The sequence below is a fragment of the Seonamhaeicola sp. ABD4_175 genome (assembly GCF_056160885.1).
The window spans coordinates 396,893-418,094 of sequence record NZ_JBSWYC010000001.1; the positions used below are offsets into that span (position 1 = coordinate 396,893).

17 protein-coding genes are annotated in these 21,202 nt (G+C 32.0%); 12 read left to right on the top strand and 5 right to left on the bottom strand.

What is annotated here, in order from left to right:
* Positions 1 to 6 precede the first annotated feature (6 nt).
* Positions 7 to 1,356: a Trk system potassium transporter TrkA gene (gene trkA, locus ACXAG4_RS01640; RefSeq protein ID WP_475294337.1), complete on the bottom strand. Its 1,350-nt coding sequence runs from the start codon at positions 1,354 to 1,356 to the stop codon at positions 7 to 9.
* 148 nt (positions 1,357 to 1,504) lie between these two features.
* On the opposite strand from trkA, the gene ubiE reads away from it, so the two are divergent.
* Positions 1,505 to 2,230 carry a bifunctional demethylmenaquinone methyltransferase/2-methoxy-6-polyprenyl-1,4-benzoquinol methylase UbiE gene (gene ubiE / locus ACXAG4_RS01645; protein ID WP_475294338.1) on the top strand — a complete coding sequence of 242 codons (726 nt, stop codon included), beginning with the start codon at positions 1,505 to 1,507 and terminating at the stop codon, positions 2,228 to 2,230.
* A gap of 4 nt (positions 2,231 to 2,234) precedes the next feature.
* On the top strand, positions 2,235 to 2,963 hold the full coding sequence (gene porT / locus ACXAG4_RS01650) for a type IX secretion/gliding motility protein PorT/SprT (RefSeq protein ID WP_475294339.1): 729 nt from the start codon (positions 2,235 to 2,237) through the stop codon (positions 2,961 to 2,963).
* Between the two features lie 43 nt (positions 2,964 to 3,006).
* On the opposite strand, the gene ACXAG4_RS01655 is transcribed toward porT, so the two are convergent.
* Positions 3,007 to 3,726 (bottom strand): TrmH family RNA methyltransferase, encoded by a 720-nt coding sequence (locus ACXAG4_RS01655; RefSeq protein ID WP_475294340.1) that lies wholly within the window; start codon positions 3,724 to 3,726, stop codon positions 3,007 to 3,009.
* 223 nt (positions 3,727 to 3,949) lie between these two features.
* On the opposite strand from ACXAG4_RS01655, the gene tamL reads away from it, so the two are divergent.
* The 3 genes from tamL (at position 3,950) to accD (ending at position 8,746) form a co-directional block, all read left to right on the top strand.
* On the top strand, positions 3,950 to 6,490 hold the full coding sequence (tamL, locus tag ACXAG4_RS01660) for a translocation and assembly module lipoprotein TamL (RefSeq protein ID WP_475294341.1): 2,541 nt from the start codon (positions 3,950 to 3,952) through the stop codon (positions 6,488 to 6,490).
* Positions 6,491 to 6,609: 119 nt separating this feature from the next.
* A complete protein-coding gene (gene fbaA / locus ACXAG4_RS01665; protein WP_475294342.1) occupies positions 6,610 to 7,677 on the top strand; it encodes a class II fructose-bisphosphate aldolase in 1,068 nt (355 codons plus the stop codon).
* 211 nt (positions 7,678 to 7,888) lie between these two features.
* Entirely contained in the window at positions 7,889 to 8,746 is an 858-nt protein-coding gene (accD, locus tag ACXAG4_RS01670) for an acetyl-CoA carboxylase, carboxyltransferase subunit beta (RefSeq protein ID WP_475294343.1), read from the top strand.
* Positions 8,747 to 8,802: 56 nt separating this feature from the next.
* Here accD and ACXAG4_RS01675 read toward each other — a convergent pair whose 3' ends face one another.
* Entirely contained in the window at positions 8,803 to 9,906 is a 1,104-nt protein-coding gene (locus ACXAG4_RS01675; protein WP_475294344.1) for a sensor histidine kinase, read from the bottom strand.
* Positions 9,907 to 10,093: 187 nt separating this feature from the next.
* Here ACXAG4_RS01675 and rpsO point away from each other — a divergent pair, with 187 nt between their 5' ends.
* Positions 10,094 to 10,363 carry a 30S ribosomal protein S15 gene (rpsO, locus tag ACXAG4_RS01680; RefSeq protein WP_475294345.1) on the top strand — a complete coding sequence of 90 codons (270 nt, stop codon included), beginning with the start codon at positions 10,094 to 10,096 and terminating at the stop codon, positions 10,361 to 10,363.
* Positions 10,364 to 10,666: 303 nt separating this feature from the next.
* Positions 10,667 to 12,913 carry a polyribonucleotide nucleotidyltransferase gene (locus ACXAG4_RS01685; protein WP_475294346.1) on the top strand — a complete coding sequence of 749 codons (2,247 nt, stop codon included), beginning with the start codon at positions 10,667 to 10,669 and terminating at the stop codon, positions 12,911 to 12,913.
* Between the two features lie 69 nt (positions 12,914 to 12,982).
* On the opposite strand, the gene ACXAG4_RS01690 is transcribed toward ACXAG4_RS01685, so the two are convergent.
* Positions 12,983 to 16,207: a choice-of-anchor D domain-containing protein gene (locus tag ACXAG4_RS01690; RefSeq protein ID WP_475294347.1), complete on the bottom strand. Its 3,225-nt coding sequence runs from the start codon at positions 16,205 to 16,207 to the stop codon at positions 12,983 to 12,985.
* A gap of 305 nt (positions 16,208 to 16,512) precedes the next feature.
* On the opposite strand from ACXAG4_RS01690, the gene ACXAG4_RS01695 reads away from it, so the two are divergent.
* The 5 genes from ACXAG4_RS01695 (at position 16,513) to rpe (ending at position 20,757) form a co-directional block, all read left to right on the top strand.
* Positions 16,513 to 17,961: a glycosyltransferase family 2 protein gene (locus tag ACXAG4_RS01695; RefSeq protein ID WP_475294348.1), complete on the top strand. Its 1,449-nt coding sequence runs from the start codon at positions 16,513 to 16,515 to the stop codon at positions 17,959 to 17,961.
* Between the two features lie 174 nt (positions 17,962 to 18,135).
* Entirely contained in the window at positions 18,136 to 18,999 is an 864-nt protein-coding gene (locus ACXAG4_RS01700; protein ID WP_019387909.1) for a sigma-70 family RNA polymerase sigma factor, read from the top strand.
* A gap of 162 nt (positions 19,000 to 19,161) precedes the next feature.
* A complete protein-coding gene (locus tag ACXAG4_RS01705; protein WP_475294349.1) occupies positions 19,162 to 19,566 on the top strand; it encodes a BLUF domain-containing protein in 405 nt (134 codons plus the stop codon).
* Between the two features lie 81 nt (positions 19,567 to 19,647).
* A complete protein-coding gene (locus ACXAG4_RS01710; RefSeq protein ID WP_475294350.1) occupies positions 19,648 to 20,058 on the top strand; it encodes a BLUF domain-containing protein in 411 nt (136 codons plus the stop codon).
* A gap of 36 nt (positions 20,059 to 20,094) precedes the next feature.
* Positions 20,095 to 20,757, top strand: coding sequence for a ribulose-phosphate 3-epimerase (gene rpe / locus ACXAG4_RS01715; RefSeq protein ID WP_475294351.1), 663 nt, complete (start codon positions 20,095 to 20,097; stop codon positions 20,755 to 20,757).
* Here rpe and ACXAG4_RS01720 read toward each other — a convergent pair.
* On the bottom strand, positions 20,754 to 21,179 hold the full coding sequence (locus tag ACXAG4_RS01720) for a CBS domain-containing protein (RefSeq protein ID WP_475294352.1): 426 nt from the start codon (positions 21,177 to 21,179) through the stop codon (positions 20,754 to 20,756). The two genes, rpe and ACXAG4_RS01720, sit on opposite strands and share 4 nt — an antisense overlap.
* Between the last annotated feature and the right edge of the window lie 23 nt (positions 21,180 to 21,202).

The window sequence follows — 21,202 nt, forward strand, 5'->3', positions numbered from 1 at the left end:
GTTATGTTATAAAAATAATTTTTCAACACGCTTAATAGATTTTAACAAACTACAAACTACTACGCGGTCTCCTTCTTTTATAACAAAATCACCTAATGCAATAATGCCTTCACCATTTCTTACCACACCGCCAATAATGGCTGTTCTTGGAAAGTCTATAGATTTAATTGATTTATTACACACCGCAGAGCATGATTTTACTTCAAACTCAAGTAATTCAGCATTTAAATTGCTAAGCTTGGTCATGGCTACAACTTCGCCACGCCTAATGTATCTAAAAATATTGTTGGCGGCTAGCAGCTTTTTATTTATTAGCGTATCAATACCTATGGAATGCGATAAATCAAAATAATCCATATTTTCAACAAGCGCTATGGTTTTTTTAACCTCTTTAGTTTTGGCTAATAAACAAGACATAATGTTGGTTTCAGAGTTTGGACCAACAGCTATAAAAGCATCCATTTCGCTTATGTTTTCTTCTTCTAAAACATCAACATTTCTACCATCACTGTTTATTACCAACACTCTATCTAGTTCTTCGGCTATTTCAAAAGCACGATCTCTATTACCTTCAAAAAGCTTAACATTTATACCGTTTTCACTTAAGTTTCGGGCTGTTTTGTAGGCTATTTTTGTACCTCCTAAAACCATTACATTTTTAATATCGGCTTTTGCTTTTCCTGTTAGTCTGCAAAGTTCATCGGCACCACCTTCAGATGTTACAAAAACAACGGTATCACCTCTTCTAAACTGCGTATCGCCTCTTGGAATAATGGTGTTTTGTGTGCCAAAACGTTGCATAGCTATGGGCACAAAATGAATTTCTGGAAATATTTGAGCGGCTTCTTTTACGGTTTTACCAACAAAAGATGCTGTGCTTGAAAGTGTTAAACCTCGCATGGTTAAAGCACCGTTTTCAAACTCATAATTTTCTTTAAATGATGATTGTTTTAGTGATAATTCAATCTCTGAAGCAGCTAATGCTTCGGGTGAAATTAACTCATCAATGCCAAATTTGGTAAATCCAACATCATCTTTATACCTAATAAATTCTGTATTAGAAATTCTGGCAATGGTTTTTTTTGCTCCCAGTTGTTTTGATAATACGCTAATGGTAATATTTGTAGTTTCGCTTGATGTTACCGCAATAAGTAAATCTGCACTATCTATTCTTGCGTCTCTTAATACTGAAATAGACGTAGCATCTCCTTTAACAACTCTAATATCTAATTGAGAATCAGCGTATGCTAAACTTTTTTTGTTGGGGTCTATTAAGGTAATTTCTTGAGATTCGTAAGACAATAATTTGGCCAAATGAAACCCTACTTCACCAGCTCCTGCAATAATTATTTTCATTTCTTAATAATCATAAAAAGTGATGCAAATATACATTAATTTATACACAGATGCATTAATATTACATTATTATAATATTTAGTTACTTCTACATTGCTAGTGTTTTATAGTAAGAATAAATTATGTAGGTTTGCTAAAAAATATTGATTTGTCAAAAATAAAACCATACAAAGACAGCGATTTAGGTAAAAAAGAACAGGTTACCAAAATGTTTGACACTATTTCTGGCGATTATGATGGCTTAAACCGTGTTATATCTTTTGGAATTGATGTTAAATGGCGAAAAAAAGTTGTTAACATTGTAAAAAGCACCAATCCAGATACTATTTTAGATATTGCCACTGGCACTGGCGATTTGGCTATAAATTTAGCACAAACCAATGCTTCAAAAATTACTGGTTTAGATATTAGTAGCGGTATGCTTGAAATTGGTAAACAAAAAATAAAAACTAAAGGTTTAGATGCCAAAATTGAAATGGTTTTAGGCGATAGTGAAAATATGCCTTTTAATGATAATACTTTTGATGCCATTACGGTAGCATTTGGTGTAAGGAATTTTGAAAATTTAGAAAACGGCTTAAAAGAAATTCTCAGAGTACTTAAACCTAATGGCGCATTTGTTATTTTAGAAACATCTGTACCTACCAAAACACCTTTTAAACAAGGCTATAAGCTGTACACCAAAAATATTTTACCACTAATTGGCAAAATGTTTTCAAAAGACAGAAGTGCTTATAAATACCTAAGCGAATCTGCCTCTGTTTTTCCTTATGGTGAAGCTTTAAACAATATTTTACGTAAAACGGGGTTTATTAATGTTGAAGATTTTCCGCAAACATTTGGCGTGGCAACAATTTATAAATCATCTAAGTAATAATATGAAGCAGTTTTTTGCATTAATATCATTTTTACTAGTTATACAAACTACTAACGCTCAACTTTTTAAAAAAGAAAAAGTAACCTATGACGCTAACCAAGGCCGAGGCTCTACAGATAATAATTTATTACGTTGGGGGTATTTTTTAGGTTTTAGTCAGTATGATTTTAATTTTGATTACAACCAAGATTTGCGTGATATTTATGTAAAACGCAATGCAGGTTTTAACGTTGGACTTATTGGTAATTTACGTATTAACAGCTTTTTAGACTTACGTTTAGAACCCGGTTTATTTATTACAAGTAGAGAATTGCATTACAGCCAAACCTACTTTACAGGTATGACAATAAACCAAAACGATTTGGTTAGAGAAATAAAATCTACATACATACATGTGCCTTTACTTTTAAAAGTTTCAACTAAACGTATTAACAATTTTAAGCCTTTTATTATTGGCGGGGTTTCTACTGCATTAAATTTATCTAGTAACGAAGACAACCCAGAAGATAATAGTAACGGCCAATTTAGAACCAAAAAAAATGCTTTGTTTTATGAACTTGGTTTTGGTATTGATTTGTATTTGTACAACTTTAAATTTACACCTTCAATACGCGGTGTATTTGGTTTAAATGACGAATTAGTTAGAGACGAGGACCCTAACAGCCCTTGGACAAGTAATATAAACAGCATGAAAACAAGAGGCGTTTTTGTAAACTTTACGTTTCAATAAACAATAACAAAACTTTATGTATTATTGTTGTTTTGTTAGAAATTTAACCTCTTTTAAATTCACTTAATAAAATTGCGGTTGCGGTTGCTACATTTAAACTTTCAGTAGCTTGTAATTTACCAAACCTTGGTATTGAAATTTTATTGGTTACTAAATTTTCAATGCTTTTACTTACACCATTAGCTTCGTTACCCATTATTAAAATACCTTTATTTGGCAAAGTAGCTTTGTAAACATCATCACCTTCCATAAAAGCGCCATATTTTGGCAATTCAACGTTATTTAAAAAGGCTTCTAAATCTACATAATTTATATTTACACGGGTAATTGAACCCATTGTTGCCTGAATTACCTTTGGGTTGAAACAGTCTACAGTTTGGTTACTACACACTAAATCTGTAATACCAAACCAATCGCAAAGTCTTATAATAGTTCCTAAATTCCCAGGGTCTCTAATATCATCTAAAGCAACAATTAATTGCGAGGTATCAATAGCTTTTGCTTCAGGAATTTTAAAAATGGCCAATGCTGTATTGGGTGTTTTTAAAAAACTAATTTTTTTTAATTCATTTTCTGTTATCAACACTTCATTTTTGGCATTAAAGTTGAAGCTTTGTGTTGTATATAACATATATAGCTCTAGGTTAGAATGCAGGAGCTCTTTTATTGTTTTAACACCTTCAACAACAAAAAAACCTAATTCTAATCTATATTTTTTTTGCTTTAAACGCGTTATTAATTTTATTTGGTTTTTTGATAACATGTAACCTAGTTGTTTTTTTAAAGAAACAAAAATAGATGCTTACTTTTATTATAAGCCATTTTTTATAACATTATTGGTAGAAACACCTAAAATAGCTTGTAAAATAGCCTTGATGTTTATTTTTTTGAGAAAATTAAGAATTCAAGAAAAATTAAACGCATTAAATAGTGTATTTTTGAGCTGTTTTTAGGCAACCTCCAGTAAACATAAATTATAGTTTCATTTGAAAAAACAGTTTTTAAAAATATTAGCTTTTTTTGTATGCATAATACTATTTTTTGCTTGCGAAGCTACAAAAAGAGTGCCTAACAACACGTTTTTACTAACCAATAACACTGTAAATGTTAATGGTAAAAAAAACAATACCGAAGCTGTAAACAACCTTATTATACAAAAACCTAACCGCAAAATTTTAGGCACACCGCTAAGACTTCATATTTATAATTTAGCCAGAAAAAATAGAGATTCGCTTTTTGAGGCATGGTTAGATGAGAAACCAAAGCGTAGAGAACGTTTAACTAAAACACTCTCAAAAAAACAGATTAACAACCTTAAACAATCATCTATTGGGTTTAATAATTGGCTAAAAAAAACGGGAGAAGCACCTGTTATTTTAGACGAAAACAAAACCAAAAAATCTCAAAACAGACTAGAGCTTTACTACAAAGCCAATGGTTGGTTTAACAACCAAGTAACTTATAATATTGATAAAACAAACAACAAACGTGCAAATGTTACTTATAACATTACAACCGGCAACCCCAAAATTATAGACTCTATTTACACTACCATAAGCTCTAAAGTGGTAGATTCTATTTATAAATTTTCAACAGAAAAAAGTTTTATTAATAGTAATGAGCAGTATAGAGATGTGCACCTTGTTAATGAAAGAGATCGTTTAACTAATTTATTTAGAAATTCTGGTGTATATCATTTTACTCAAGAAAACATAAACTTTGATGTTATACATAACAAAGAAAATGACAATGTTGATATTGATGTTTTAATTAGCAATAGAGCCATAAGAACACCAGATTCTATTAAAAGAACACCTTTTAACATTTACGATATTAGAGAGGTAAATATTATTACAGATTATTCATTTAATAAAAGAAATCAACCTTTTCAAGACTCTATAAAGTTTGGTGGTTACAACCTTTACAGTTATGGTAAAATGCGTTATAAACCTAGAGCTTTAACAGATGCTATTTTTATTACACCTGGTAATATTTACAGAGACGCAGACCGCACACTTACCTACCGCCATTTAAACCAATTACGCACATTTAAATATCCAAATATTGAATATGTTGAAAATTTAGATCACTCATTATCTAGTACCATAAAACTAGCGCCATTAAAAAAGTTTAGCTTAAGTTTAGGAGCCGATGTTTCTACAAGTAATATTCAAAAAGTAGGCTTTTCTGTAAACCCTAGCTTACAAATACGAAACATTTTTAGAGGTGCCGAAACGCTTCAAATATCAACAATTGGTGCTATTGGCGCTTCTATTGATGCAAACAAAGACGCTGCAGATCCGTTTTTTGATATTATTGAATATGGTTTAGATTTTAAACTAACCATACCAAGACTGCTATCGCCATTTTATACAGAGCGCCTTATTCCAAAGTACATGTCGCCAAACACCCGTATTGGCTTAGCGCTATCTAGCCAAACCAATATTGGTTTAGATAAGCAATCATTAAGCGGCACACTAAATTACAACTGGTTTCCTAACAGTAAAATAACAAACAGGTTAGATTTATTCAATGTTCAATACGTTAGAAATTTAAATACAGACAATTATTTTGATGTGTACCAAAATTCATATGCACTTTTAAATTCCATTGCAAAAGATGTTAATTATACTGATGATGACTTGAATTTACCTAATAATGAAAATCCTGTAAACGAAGCCGATGAATTTATAAATTACGCACTTTCAAGCCCTACACCTTCTGAAATTTCAAATACGCAAAGGCAAAATGTAAACAGTATTAATGAACGTAAAGAGCGTTTAACCGAAGACAACTTAATACTGTCAACGGCCTTTAGTTTCACAAAAGATGAAAGAACCAATCTGTTTGATGATGATTTTTCAATTTTCAGATTCAAAATAGAATTTGCAGGTAATTTATTAGCAAACGCCTCTAGCCTTTTAGGACTTAAAAAAGATGAAAACAACCGGTATAATTTACTAGATGTTGCTTTTTCACAATACGCTAAAACCGAATTAGAATACACAAAACACTGGGATTTAGGCTCTAAAAACGTATTAGCTTTACGCAGTTTTTTTGGTATTGCTATACCTTACGGCAACTCTTCAAACATACCTTTTTCTAAAAGTTTTTTTGCTGGCGGCCCCAATGATAATAGAGCGTGGTCTGCCTACCGTTTAGGTCCTGGTAGCACAGAATCTGCCAACGAGTTTAATGAAGCTAACTTAAAAATTGCATTAAACATAGAACAACGTTTTAACATTTTTGAAAACCTAAATGGCGCACTTTTTATTGATGCCGGAAATATTTGGAACGTACTTGATGATGTTGATGATACCAACGCAACTTTTAACAATTTAAGCGCATTAAAAGATATTGCTGTTGGCTCTGGCTTTGGGTTAAGGTATGACTTTAGCTTTTTTGTATTTAGGTTTGATGTAGGTTTTAAATCCTATGACCCAACATATCCAAACAATAATCGTTGGTTTAATGATTATAACTTTGCCAATGCCGTTTATAACATAGGTATTAACTACCCGTTTTAATACAAAAAACTATAACGTTTTAGTTTTAAATTATCTTCAACATACTAAAAACCATATAATTTTATATAAAATTTAATTACTTTTGAAAACATTAAATACAAATTAAATTTAAACACAAAATGGCATATAATATAAAACCAGGAGTTGCTACAGGTTATGAGGTACAAGAAATCTTTAAACTAGCAAAAGAAAAAGGATTTGCTTTACCAGCAGTAAACGTAATAGGCTCTAACGCAATTAATGGTGTTTTAGAAACTGCAGCAGCATTAAACGCACCTGTAATTATTCAATTTTCAAATGGTGGCGCACAGTTTAACGCAGGTAAAGGCTTAAGTAATGATGGGCAAAAAGCCGCAATTCAAGGGGCTATTGCTGGTGCTAAACACGTACATACTATGGCCGAGGCTTACGGTGTTCCTGTAATTTTACATACAGACCACTGTGCTAAAAAATTATTACCTTGGATTGATGGTTTATTAGACGCTAGTGAAAAACACTATGCCGAAACTGGTAAATCATTATTCAGTTCACATATGATTGACTTATCTGAAGAGCCAATTGAAGAAAATATTGAACTTTGTAAAACATACCTAGAGCGCATGAGCAAAATGAACATGACGCTAGAAATTGAATTAGGTATTACTGGTGGTGAAGAAGATGGTGTTGATAATACTGATGTTGATGACTCTAAACTATACACACAACCAGAAGAAGTTGCTTATGCCTATGAAGAATTAAGCAAAGTAAGTGACCAATTTACAATTGCTGCCGCTTTTGGTAATGTACACGGTGTTTACAAGCCAGGTAACGTAAAACTTACACCAAAAATCTTAAAAAATTCTCAAGAATATATTTCTAAAAAATACAACGTAGGTCACAACCATATAGACTTTGTATTCCATGGTGGTTCTGGTTCAACAGTTGAAGAAATTAGAGAAAGTATTAGTTATGGTGCCATTAAAATGAATATTGATACAGATTTACAATATGCATTTATGACAGGTATTAGAGACTACATGGGTGCAAAAGCAGATTATTTAAAAGCTCAAATTGGAAACCCTGATGGTGAAGATGTACCAAACAAAAAATACTACGATCCTCGTGTTTGGTTACGCGAAGGTGAAAAAACGTTTGTTGAACGTTTAAAGAAAGCTTTTGAAGACTTAAACAACGTAAACACTTTATAATAAGCACAGTATAAATATTATTAAAGCTCTGTATTAACAGAGCTTTTTTTATACAACCTATTTATAGTATGCGTGCATTACAATAAAAACCGTACGGTGTTACCACAAAATTAAAAAAAGCCTTAATTTTGCCAACAGGCTTTTTTAGTATTGTACTCTAAAACCTAAAAAATAAACGGCTAACTACCGTAAACCTAAAATTATAAATCATATGTCTTGGTTTAAAAGAAAAACAAAAGGAATAACCACAACCACCGAAGAAAAAAAGGACACCCCTAAAGGACTTTGGTACAAAACACCAACAGGTAAAATTGTTGATACTGAAGAATTAGCTAAAAACTTTTACGTAAGTCCTGAAGATGGATACCACGTACGTATTGGTAGCAAAGAATATTTTGAAATACTTTTTGATGATAATAAGTTTAAAGAATTAGATGCTAGTTTAGAATCTAAAGACCCTTTAAAATTTGAAGACACAAAAAAATACCCTGAACGCTTAAAAGCAGCTCAAGAAAAAACAAAACTTAAAGATGCCGTAAGAACCGCCGTAGGAAAATCAAAAGGGCGTAATTTGGTAGTTGCTTGTATGGATTTTAGCTTTATTGGCGGCTCAATGGGAAGTGTTGTTGGTGAAAAAATTGCTCGTGCAGCAGATTATTCTTTAAAAAACAATGTACCATTAATGATTATTTCAAAATCTGGCGGCGCAAGAATGATGGAAGCCGCATTATCATTAATGCAATTAGCTAAAACATCAGTAAAACTAGCGCAATTAGCTGATGCTAAAATACCATATATTTCATTGTGTACAGACCCTACAACTGGTGGTACAACTGCATCATTTGCTATGCTAGGAGACATCAATATTAGTGAACCTGGTGCTTTAATTGGTTTTGCCGGCCCACGTGTTGTAAAAGATACTACCGGACAAGATTTACCCGAAGGTTTCCAAACTTCAGAGTTTTTGTTAGAACATGGCTTTTTAGATTTTATTACTTTAAGAAAAGAATTAAAAAACAAAGTAAACCAATATTTAGATTTAATATTAAATATGCCTTTAAGAGCATAGTTAAAAATAAAAAATCACTAAAAAACGTCTTTAAAATTTAGTTTAAAGACGTTTTTTTATGCGCTCTTTTTTAGGTATGTTAAAAATTTTGTACCAACCCCTACTTCACTTTCAACCTCAACATATCCGCCCATTGACTCTATTTGGTTTCTTGTAATAAACAACCCTAAGCCCATGGCATCTTTATTTCTATGAAAGGTTTTGTACATTTCAAACATGTGCTCGCCATGTTTTTTTAAATCTATACCAACACCATTATCTCTTACACAAAACACCACATAATCATCTTCTAAAAAACTAGATAGCACAACCACTCCTGGTCTTTCTGTACTTCTATATTTTATGGCATTGGTTAAAAAATTAAGAATTATACTATCTAAATACGCTGGTATAACTTTTAAATAATGGTCTGGCTTTACATTGTTTTCTATAGTAAAGTGTAAATTTTTAATTAACGCACTTACATTGTAAATAGCGTTTTTAACGTACAATCTTAAATTAACACGCTCCATTTTATCATCTGAAACTGCTCTAATTTTAGCAATTTCAGCTAAATGACTAACGGTTTCATTTAAGTTTAAAATAGATTCTTTTAAAAAACTAAAATTTTCGCTTTTGTTAATTACGTGTGCCTCTTCATCTTCAATAAAACTATATAAGGTTTTTAAATTGGTGGCGTGTGTTCTTAAATTGTGCGTAATTATATTTGCAAAATTTGATAGTCTGGTATTTTGCTCTTTAGCTACATCTAGCATATTTTGCAAACCAACCGATGCTTTTTTTTGTTGTGAAATATCACTAACTTGAGATATGAAGTGTAACGGCCTATGGTAATCATCTCTTACCAAAGACACTGAAAGTAAAGCCCAAATAATATGCCCACGTTTATGAAAATACCGTTTTTCTATTTGATAACTTTCTATTTCACCTCTTATGAGAGATTGCATAAGGCTAACATCTAAATCTAGATCATCTTTATGCGTAATTTCTTGAAATGTTAAGTTATAGAGTTCTTCTTTAGTATACCCTAAAGTTTTCTCAATACTGTTGTTTACCTTTATCCAATCGCCTTTTAAACTAACTATTGCAATTCCTCCACTTGCATAATTAAAAATGTTTTCAAAAATTCTATCAGCATCAAGGCTTAAATTTTTCCTCATACGGTCATTATGTAATAGCTTATATATAAAATTAGGAAATATATTTGATTATCAGCACTTTTAACAAGGAAAATATTACTTTTTAAAAAGTTTGTAATTTTTGTAAATAAAAATTTAATTATAATTATATTTGCCGCTTGAAAGATGGTCTTTCATATACATAAAAATCATTTACAATAATATTAGCATGTATTTAACAAAAGAAAAGAAAGAAGAAATTTTCGCTAAACACGGAAAAGGTAAAAACGATTCTGGTACTGCGGAAGCGCAAATTGCATTATTTACGCATAGAATTAACCACTTAACTGAGCACTTAAAAAATAACAGAAAAGATTATAACACAGAGCGCTCATTAGTGAAATTAGTAGGTAAACGTAGAGCGTTATTAGATTACTTAACTAAGAAAGATATTTTAAGATATCGTGCTATAGTTAAAGAGTTAGGATTAAGAAAATAATCGTAATAAAAAAAGACCACGCACTTAGCGTGGTTTTTTGTTTTAGCCTTACACTTAGTTGGTGGGCGCGTTAGGGATTGTAGCGGCATCCTTTTTTGAGGTACGAAGAAAAAGATATAGCGTAAAGCCCGACCCCTTGCGGGTAACGCCAAAAATATATAAAACTCTAAATCAGGAAGAGTTTAAAAAAATCCTGATAAATAAGAAGCTAATTATAGTTTTTCATTGGTCTAGGCATTTTTTGCCACACACAACAACCGCAACAACACAACGACCATTGTTTAATTAGAATTAAAAAAATTTATGATTCCACAAACTTTTAGAGAGGTTATAGACCTTGGTGACGGTAGAGAAATTTCTATTGAAACTGGAAAATTAGCAAAACAAGCTCATGGTAGTGTTGTTGTGCAATCGGGAGAGACCATGTTACTTTGTACTGTAGTTTCAAATTACAATGCTGCCGATGTAGATTTTTTACCTTTAACGGTAGATTATAGAGAAAAATTTGCCGCGGCAGGACGTTACCCTGGCGGATTTTTTAAACGTGAAGCACGCCCAAGTACCGAAGAAATTTTGGTAATGCGTATTGTAGACCGCGTTTTACGCCCTTTATTCCCGAAAGATTACCATGCCGAAACCCAGGTAATGATTCAATTAATGTCTTTAGATAAAGATGTTATGCCAGATGCACTTGCAGGTTTAGCGGCCTCTGCTGCTATTCAATTAAGTGATATTCCTTTTGAAACAGCAATTTCTGAAGTTAGAGTTGCTCGTTTAAATGGCGAATTTATTATTAACCCAAGTCAATCACAATTAGAACAATCTGACATTGATATGGTTATTGGTGCCTCAGAAGATTCTGTAATGATGGTTGAAGGTGAAATGAGCGAGATTTCTGAAGAAGAAATGGTTGAAGCTATTAAAGTAGCTCACGAAGCCATTAAACTTCAAATTGAAGCTCAAAAACGTTTGGTTGAAAAAGTAGGCAAAAAAGAAACACGCGAATACGAACTTGAAAATGAAGACGAAGCGGTTTTAGAAAAAGTAAAAGCCTTTGCTTATGATAAATGTTACGAAATTGCCAAAGCCGCATCATCTAAACACGATAGAGGTTTAGCGTTTTCTGAAGTAAAAGAAGCCTTAAAAGCTGAATATACTGAAGAAGAACTTGAAGAAGTTGGCGATTTAGTATCTAAATACTTTAGTAAAGTACAAAAAGAAGCTGTTAGAAATTTAGTTTTAGAAGAAGGTATTCGTTTAGACGGACGTAAAACTACCGAAGTGCGCCCAATTTGGTGTGAGGTAGATTATTTACCATCTACACACGGTTCATCTATATTTACGCGTGGCGAAACGCAAGCCTTAGCAACAGTTACTTTAGGAACATCGCGTGAAGCAAATATGATTGATAACCCTTCATTAGAAGGCGAAGAACGTTTCTATTTACATTATAACTTCCCGCCATTTTCAACTGGTGAAGCAAGACCTTTAAGAGGTACTTCGCGCCGTGAAATTGGACACGGAAACTTAGCGCAACGTGCTTTAAAACGTATGGTACCAGAAGATTGTCCATATACAGTAAGAGTTGTATCTGAAGTATTAGAATCTAACGGTTCTTCTTCTATGGCAACTGTTTGTGCTGGTACTATGGCTATGATGGACGCTGGTGTACAGCTTAAGAAACCAGTGTCTGGTATTGCTATGGGATTAATTTCTGATGGTGAACGTTACGCTGTTTTATCTGATATTTTAGGTGATGAAGATCACTTAGGTGATATGGACTTTAAAGTTACTGGTACTGAAGACGGTATCACGGCTTGCCAAATGGATATTAAAATTAAAGGATTAAGCTATGAAATATTAGTAAATGCTTTAAATCAAGCTAAAGAAGGCAGAATGCATATTCTTGGTAAATTAACTGATACTATTGCAACACCAAATGCAGATGTTAAAGGTCATGCACCAAAAATGGTTACAAGACGCATACCTAATGAATTTATAGGAGCGCTTATTGGCCCTGGTGGTAAAAACATTCAAGAATTACAAAAAGAGACTGAAACTACTATTGTTATTAATGAAGACCCTGTTACTGAAGAGGGTATTGTTGAAATATTAGGTGTTGGCTCTGAAGGTATTGATGCTGTATTAGCGCGTATTGATGCTATGTTATTTAAACCAGAAGTTGGTAGCATTTACGAAGTTAAAGTTATTAAAATGTTAGACTTTGGCGCTGTTGTAGAATATGTTGGAGCTCCAGGAAACGAAGTATTATTACACGTAAGTGAATTAGCTTGGGAACGCACCGAAAACGTAAGCGATGTTGTAAACATGGGTGATGTTTTTGATGTTAAGTATTTTGGCATAGACCAAAGAACACGCAAAGAAAAGGTATCAAGAAAAGCTATTTTACCTAAACCTGAAGGTTGGGAAGATAGACCAAAACGTGATAACAACAATCGTAATAGAGATAATAATCGTGGACGTGATAACCGCAATAAAGGTAACCGTAGAGACGATAGAAAACCTAGAGAAGATAGAAAAGAAGATTAATTTTAATTTCTTTTTCATAAAAAAACCCGGTAGCATAAGTTACCGGGTTTTATTTTGATTTTACTTATTTTATTTTTTTATAAATTTTATAGGTGAATGACCTTTAAGCTTTATAATATATACTCCCTGAACCAAATTTTCTAGTTCTACATAAGTATTTGGTTTAACCTTGCCACTTAAAACTTGCTTACCAATAATATTTACTACCAAAAAACTGGTAGTTTCTTTTAGCCCTTTAAAATATAAATAACTTCCTGCTGGATTTGGGTAAAGCACTAAAAACTCTTTCTTTTTTGGTAATTCTAGATCTAAAGTGTTTTCACCTTCTCCTTGTATACTAAAATTATAAGGATTTTCTCCAACATCATTATTAGCAATACTAATACTTGCTGTTTTTACTCCAGTTGTTGTTGGTGTAAAGGTAATTTCAAAAGTAGTAGACTCTCCTGAATTTATAGCTAAATTAGGCTGTTTAGTAACTACAAAATCTGCAGCATTAGTTCCTGTAATTTCAATAGTAGGTGAACCATTTAAAACTAACTGTTCAGTATTTGTATTATAAATAGTAAACTCTTTAATTATTGATGAAGAAGGTGCTACACTACCAAAGTCTGTATTATCAGCAGTATCAGATGTCGTATCTCCGTCGGAAATACTAACTGCATTTCCCCTAATGTCTATCTCGGCTGTTGGAGGCGCTTGCCATAACTGGCCAAAAATTTCATCCTCTCCATTACCTGGCACAGTATCATCACCTTCCCATACAATAAAAAAGTTTTGAGATGTACTATTAAAGACTTGTTTAGGTTTTTGGGCCGAAAAATCGTTATCCCCATTAGTATCTCCCATATCACTAACTCTGCTTTGAGTTTCTAATTTAGCATAGTTTGAAGCATCAAAAGTTGTTGCAAAAATATCATATGAGTTACTCCCTGGCTCTTCAGATTGAAACGTTACTAAAATATGATCATCTATAGTATTATAAGCAAAATCAAAGTAAGAACCTGTTTCTTCACCATCACCATCAATTCCTGCAAAACTAAGTTGTATTGGCGCATTAATTAAAGCTCCATTTGATGCAATACGCTGTCCGAAAATTTCCTCTTCGTTATCTATATTAATATGATCTGTTTGATACCCAACAAAATATTCATTTAATAAACTATTGTAAATAACCCTTGGGTAATCGGCATCTCTATCAGAATCTACATTAGTAATAGTTATTGGGGTATTAATACCGCTTACCAAACTACCATTTGCTGCAACTATTTGTCCAAAAATATTATTTACGCCATTGCTTGGATAGTCTGCATAATACACCACTAAATATTGATTTGTAACAGGATTATACGTTACGTGCGGCGTAGCTGGAGCTATATTTGAAGCCGCATAAGAACTTAGCTGCACCTTTCCTCCTAATCCGTTAGTTAATGTACCATTACTTTGTAGGATTGTTCCAAAGATCTCTACTTCGGCGTTACTTGCAGTTGGAGCTTGCCAAACTATATAGTAATCTCCATTACTTGTATTAACTGTTACTTCTGGATTTGAAGCTCCATAAGTATCATTATTTTCTGGTCCATTTTGAGAAACTCTAATTTGTCCAGAGTCAAACCCATTTACAAAAACACCATTTGGATTAATTATTTGTGCAAAAATTTCGCTGTCGGTTTGAGCAGTTGTACCCATATCTGCTCTCCAAACCACTAAAAATTGATTAGAAACAGCATTAAATACAACTTTTGGGTTAAAAGCATCAATATCTGTTACACCATCATTTCCTGATTTAGAAATTTGAAACGCACTGCCATCTAAATTTCCGTTTGCATCAATAAATTGACCAAAAATTTCTTCATCACTATTTGTTACCTCACCTTCATACACCATTAAATATCTATTTAAAGTAGGATCGTATGCAATGTAAGGATCTTCATTATCAAGAGTTACTCCTGTGGCATGTGTTGTTAATCTAACATCATTTGTTCCTATTTCTCCACTAGAAACATTACCAGTTCCTTTAATAGAAAACGTATAAGCTGGTTCATCTGCATCATTAGAATTTACCGTAACAGTTGCTGTTCTTTCACCTAAAACGGAAGGATCAAACCTAATTACAAAATAACTAGAACTAGTAGATTCTATTGTTGCAGCTACATCTGCTTGTAAAGTAAAATCTGCCGCATGAGTACCCGTAATACTAACTCTAGGAGATCCTGTTATGCTTAAATTTGCACCACCTAAATTTCTAACAAAGAAGTAAAAATCTTTATAATTATTATTTAAAGCAACATTACCGAAATCTGTATTATCATCTGTATTTGGGGTTGCATCATTATTGGCAATACTTAAACTATTACCCTGTATTTCAATTTCTGGGTTTGCCAATGGATTTTCGTTTACTAGCGCTAACGCTAACCCATAAGGATCGTCTGAAGTAGTTGACAATACTGTAACATTTGAACCATCTAAATTTGCACTTCTTAAATTATCAAAGCTAGAATCGGAATCTGTCCAGAATAATTTATTATTTGCAACATCAATAGCTAAGCCTCTTGGAGATTTTACATAAGTATCGTTTAAAATTTTAACAACACTTCCCGTACCATCACTATTCTTTTTAAATATACCATCGGCCGATGATGATGCCCAATACAACACACTATTAGTATTATCTACTTGCATGCCATAAATGGTACCCAGTTCATTTACATAAAGTTGTCCTGATGGTACATATTCAGAATGTATAGTTTCTGAATTAGAACCATCTAAATTACTACGCTTTAAATAATAGGTGTTTGAAAAATTAGAAGTATTATAATACCGTTCTGCCCAATAAAGCTTGCCACCACCTATGGCTACATTACGAAAATATACATCAGTGCTTTGATTTATAACAGTTTCAACAGAAGACCCGTCTAAATTACTGCGCTTTATTGTTTCATATTCCGCCCAATATAATTTAGAGTTTGCTTCGTCTATAGCTATACCATAAATTGAAGTACTATTTAGTGAAGTATATAATTTTTCTTCTACACTACCATTAAGGTTCTTTTTATAAATGCTATAAGGAGAACCTGTTGAAAAAAACAACTCTTGTGTAGTATTGTTTACAGCTAAATACCTTGAAGATAAGGCTTCTGTTTTGGCAAAAAATAAGTTTTCGTTAGTACCATTAGTGTTTATTGTTTTTAACTGCCTATTATCTTCATCTATAAAAAACAGTTTTTGATTTTGAGCATAACAAGCAAAAATAGTACTAGCAAATAATGCTAGAAAAAGTAATTTTGATTTCATTGAATTTTAAGGTGTTAGGGTTTAAATTATTATTTGATTGGTTCTACAAATATAGAGAGTAAACCTTACAAAATGTAATATATTTACTTCTTTTTAGTTTTTTGTCGAATTTTAATGTGTTTTTAACGATTATTTAATCTTAAAAAGACATTTCAAACTTTATTACCAAAATCAACTACCAGATTTAACATTTTCATGGTTGAAATGCCGTTTATTTCTTAAAATAATCACAAATAGAAAAAACAAAAAGTCTAAAAAAAGTATTTGTTCGTAAAAGCAGTGAAAACAAAATTAATTGTTAAACCATGAACACAATACTTATGTTATTAAAAGCCTCAAAAAAAAACAAACCCTCAACGAATCAAATTTCTGAAGCATCAAAAAACAAACTTTTTAACAAGCTTATTTTAACAGGTACATTTTTAGTTTTACTTGTAGCTGCCTACTTTTTTGTAATACTTCAAAACGATTTTTTAAAATTTAATACAGAACGTACTAGCAACTTTTTTGGTGCTACTTTTATGGTAATTGCCGCTGCATTACTAGCTTTTAAAGCGCTATTTTTCCTATTTATGTTATTCCGTTATTTCAAATACAAACCAATTGCCTCGGTTACTAATGATGAATTGCCAACAATAACCGTTATTGTACCTGCTTACAATGAAGGCAAACAGGTTTATGACACCCTTGTTAGCTTAACTAATAGCGATTTCCCTAAAGAAAAACTACAACTTATTTCTATTGATGATGGCAGTGTAGATAATACTTGGCAATGGATGCAAAAAGCAAAATTAGATCTTGGTTCTACTTTAGAAATTTATAAGCAACCAAAAAACAAAGGGAAAAGGCACGCATTATATCGTGGTTTTAACTTAGGTACCGGTGATGTTTTTGTTACTGTAGATAGTGATTCTATTGTTACACCCGAAACGTTAAGAAATCTAGTAAGTCCATTTATTACTAATAAAAAAGTTGGAGCCGTTGCAGGAAATATTAGAGTTTTAAACAAACACAAAGCTATAATACCTAAAATGTTAGACGTTAGTTTTGTTCTAAGTTTTGAATTTGTGCGTTCTGCCGAAAGTACACTAAACAATGTATTATGTACACCTGGTGCTCTTGCTGCTTACCGTAGTAGTGCTGTTTTTAAAATTTTACCAAAATGGATTAACCAAACTTTTATGGGGCAAGCATCAGATATTGGAGAAGACCGCGCTATGACAAATATGATTTTAAAAGAAGGTAATCATGTGCTATTTCAAAGCAATGCTTACGCTTACACAAACGTACCCGAAAAATATAAAAACTTATACAAAATGTTTATTAGGTGGGCACGCAGTAATGTTAGAGAAAATATTGAAATGGCTAAATATGTATTTACCAACTTTAAACAAGGCACAAAAGCAGGTGCAAGATTACTATTTTTTAACCAAGCTTATAAAATAATTATGAGTTATCCGTTTTTATTATTTATGCTTTATTTTGTTGCCACACACCCGTTATTATTTATAAGTTCAACGCTGGTTAGTATTCTAGTTTTATCAACATTTCCGGTACTATTCTATTCTAAAAAATATAACTTAAAAGAATCTTTATGGATTTATTCATATAGCCTACTCCATACATTTGGTTTATTCTGGATTACACCTTATGCCATTGCAACTGCCAACAAAAGTGGTTGGTTAACACGTGGTATTTCAAAAGAAAAAAAGGATTCAAAAATTATTACCCTACAGCCAAAATTAACCAGTTAATTACATTTTAAAAGTACACGCTGTGTTATTTTATTGTGACTTTTTATAGCGTTTAGTGTCTAAAATACAGATGGTTAAAAATAATTTGAAACTTTTTGTAACAAAAACCGACTTATTTACGTATAACCACTGAATGCCCTATATATTCACAATTAAATTACAGGAGACTTTTAAATGAGACAACTTAAAATTACGAAACAGGTTACCAACAGAGAAACCGCTTCGTTAGATAAATATTTACAGGAAATTGGTAAGGTAGACCTTATTACTGCCGACGAAGAAGTTGAGTTAGCACAACGTATTAAAGCTGGAGATCAAATAGCTTTAGAAAAATTAACAAAAGCTAACTTACGTTTCGTAGTATCGGTAGCAAAGCAATACCAAAACCAAGGTTTAACTTTACCAGATTTAATTAATGAAGGTAACTTAGGCCTAATTAAAGCAGCACAACGTTTTGATGAAACTCGTGGTTTCAAATTCATTTCGTACGCTGTATGGTGGATTCGTCAATCTATTCTTCAAGCACTAGCTGAACAGTCTAGAATTGTACGTTTACCATTAAACAAAATTGGTTCTATAAATAAAATTAATAAAACATTTGCCTTTTTAGAGCAAAGTCATGAGCGTCCGCCTTCTGCCGAAGAAATAGCAAAAGAGCTAGACATGACTATTAATGACGTTAAAGAATCTATGAAAAACTCTGGGCGCCATGTAAGTATGGATGCTCCTTTAGTTGAAGGTGAAGATTCTAACCTATATGATGTATTAAATAGTGGAGAATCTCCAAACCCAGATAAAGAGTTATTACACGAGTCTTTACGTACCGAAATTGAGCGTGCTTTAGAAACATTAACGCCTCGTGAAGCAGACGTTATCCGTTTATATTTTGGCTTAGGAAACCAACACCCAATGACGCTTGAAGAAATTGGTGAAACATTTGATTTAACTCGTGAACGTGTAAGACAAATTAAAGAAAAAGCAATTAGAAGGTTAAAACACACCTCTAGAAGCAAAATATTAAAAACTTATTTAGGATAGTTTATTTTTAACACCTAAATTACAAGCACAACAGTTACACATAACTGTTCGTTTTTTGATTGATGAAAGAACCCGCGGCTGATTACCGCGGGTTTATTTTTTTTATAACTTTAACTAATGAAATGTTTTTATTAAATTTAAATAAATTTAACCCAACTCATAATGCTTAAAACTATTTGCTATATAAGTGATTCTAGACTTGAAGAGTTTCAAGATTCACTTGATGATTTCTACCAACATGTTAAGGGTAATAATAATGCAAATAATATAACCGGATTTCTTATTCATAAAGACCACAACTTTTTACAAGTAATGGAAGGTGAGCCAGAAAAAGTTGACCTTCTTTTTGAAAAAATAAAGAAAGATAGAAGGCACAAAAATATATTTATGGTTATAAATACAAATACAGAGCATAGAATTTTTGAAGACTATAATTTTGGTTTTACAATTGCTAATTCTAACATCGCATTAAAAGATTTAAAGCAATATTTAAATTGGCTAAAAACTGCCAACAGTAAAAATGTTAATAGGGTAATTTTAATAGCTAATCAATTTATGTCATCTTAAACTAAACTATTTATCATGTAAACTGTTAAAGTTGTCAGAATATGTTTCGAAAAACATATTTAAATTTACTAACTTTATAATATGTTAAAAACCATATCTTACAAAAGCAGTGTAAAACCTAATATAAATATACTTTCTACTGAAATGATATTTAAGGAAACCATTAGCAATAATATTTCTAACAATATTACTGGGGTATTGGTTAAAGACAAAAACATTTTCTTCCAAATTTTAGAAGGAGACGCTTCTATAATTGATGAATTATATCTTAAAATAAAAAAAGATTCTAGGCACAATAATATAATAGAGTTAGTAAATGGCTCTATTTCAAAACGTAGTTTCAGTAATTTCAACGCTGGTTACACTGTTATTGAAAATTCAGAATCTATATATCAACTACACGATTATCTTTTAAAACTAAATTCATCATACGCTGAAAATAGTGGTCTTTTTTTAGAAATTGTTGAAGAGCTTTTAGAAGCGATTCAATAAAAATCTTAGATTTGCAAAAAGATTCAAACACTTAAAATGTCAAATAAATTAATAGCTCCTTCGGTTTTAGCAGCAGATTTTGCAAACCTTCAACGTGATATAGAAATGGTTAATACTAGTGATGCCGATTGGTTTCACATTGATATAATGGATGGCGTTTTTGTACCAAACATTTCGTTTGGCATGCCAGTTTTAGAGGCTATTACCAAACACGCTAAAAAAACTATTGACGTACATTTAATGATAGTAGACCCAGACCGTTATATAAAAACATTTGCTAAACTTGGAAGCGATATTTTAACGGTACACTATGAAGCTTGCACGCACTTACACCGCACTTTACAAGCTATAAAAGCTGAAGGCATGAAAGCGGGTGTAGCTTTAAACCCACATACAAATGTAAATGTACTTGAAGATGTTATAAATGATATTGACTTAGTTTGCATTATGAGTGTAAACCCAGGTTTTGGCGGCCAAAGTTTCATTGAAAACACCTATAATAAAGTTTCAAAACTTAAAGAAATTATTGATACAAAAGGCGCTAAAACATTAATTGAAATTGATGGTGGCGTTACAAATAAAAACGCAAAACAGCTTATTGATGCTGGCGCTGATGTTTTGGTTGCTGGTAGTTACGTTTTTAAAAGTGCTAACCAATTAGAAACTGTAAAAGGGTTAAAGGCGCTTGCTAATTCTTAGTTTTGGTTTAAAACGTGTTTTATTATATCTGTTGTGGTAACAATGCCAACTAGTTGGTTATTATCAACCACAGGTAGAGCATGAAACTCTTTTTCGGTAAAAATTTTAGCAACATCTTTTATTGAATTTGATGCTGATACTACTATTACATTTTTGGTCATTATTTGGTTTATTGTAAACATGTTATAAACCAAAGCATCTGTATCAGCCTCAGCTACTTCATCTTCAGAAATGTTTGCAAAACTTAAACGCTGCAAATCTGTATAACTTAGCATACCAACAATTTTTTTATTATCTACAACTGGTATGTGCCTAATATGGTTATGCTTAAATAAATATTCGGCTTTTTCTAATGAGTCTGTTTTTTTCAACGTAATAACGGGAGCTGTCATAATCATTGAAACGGGTGCTTTACGTATCATAACATTTTAAATTTACTTTGTTC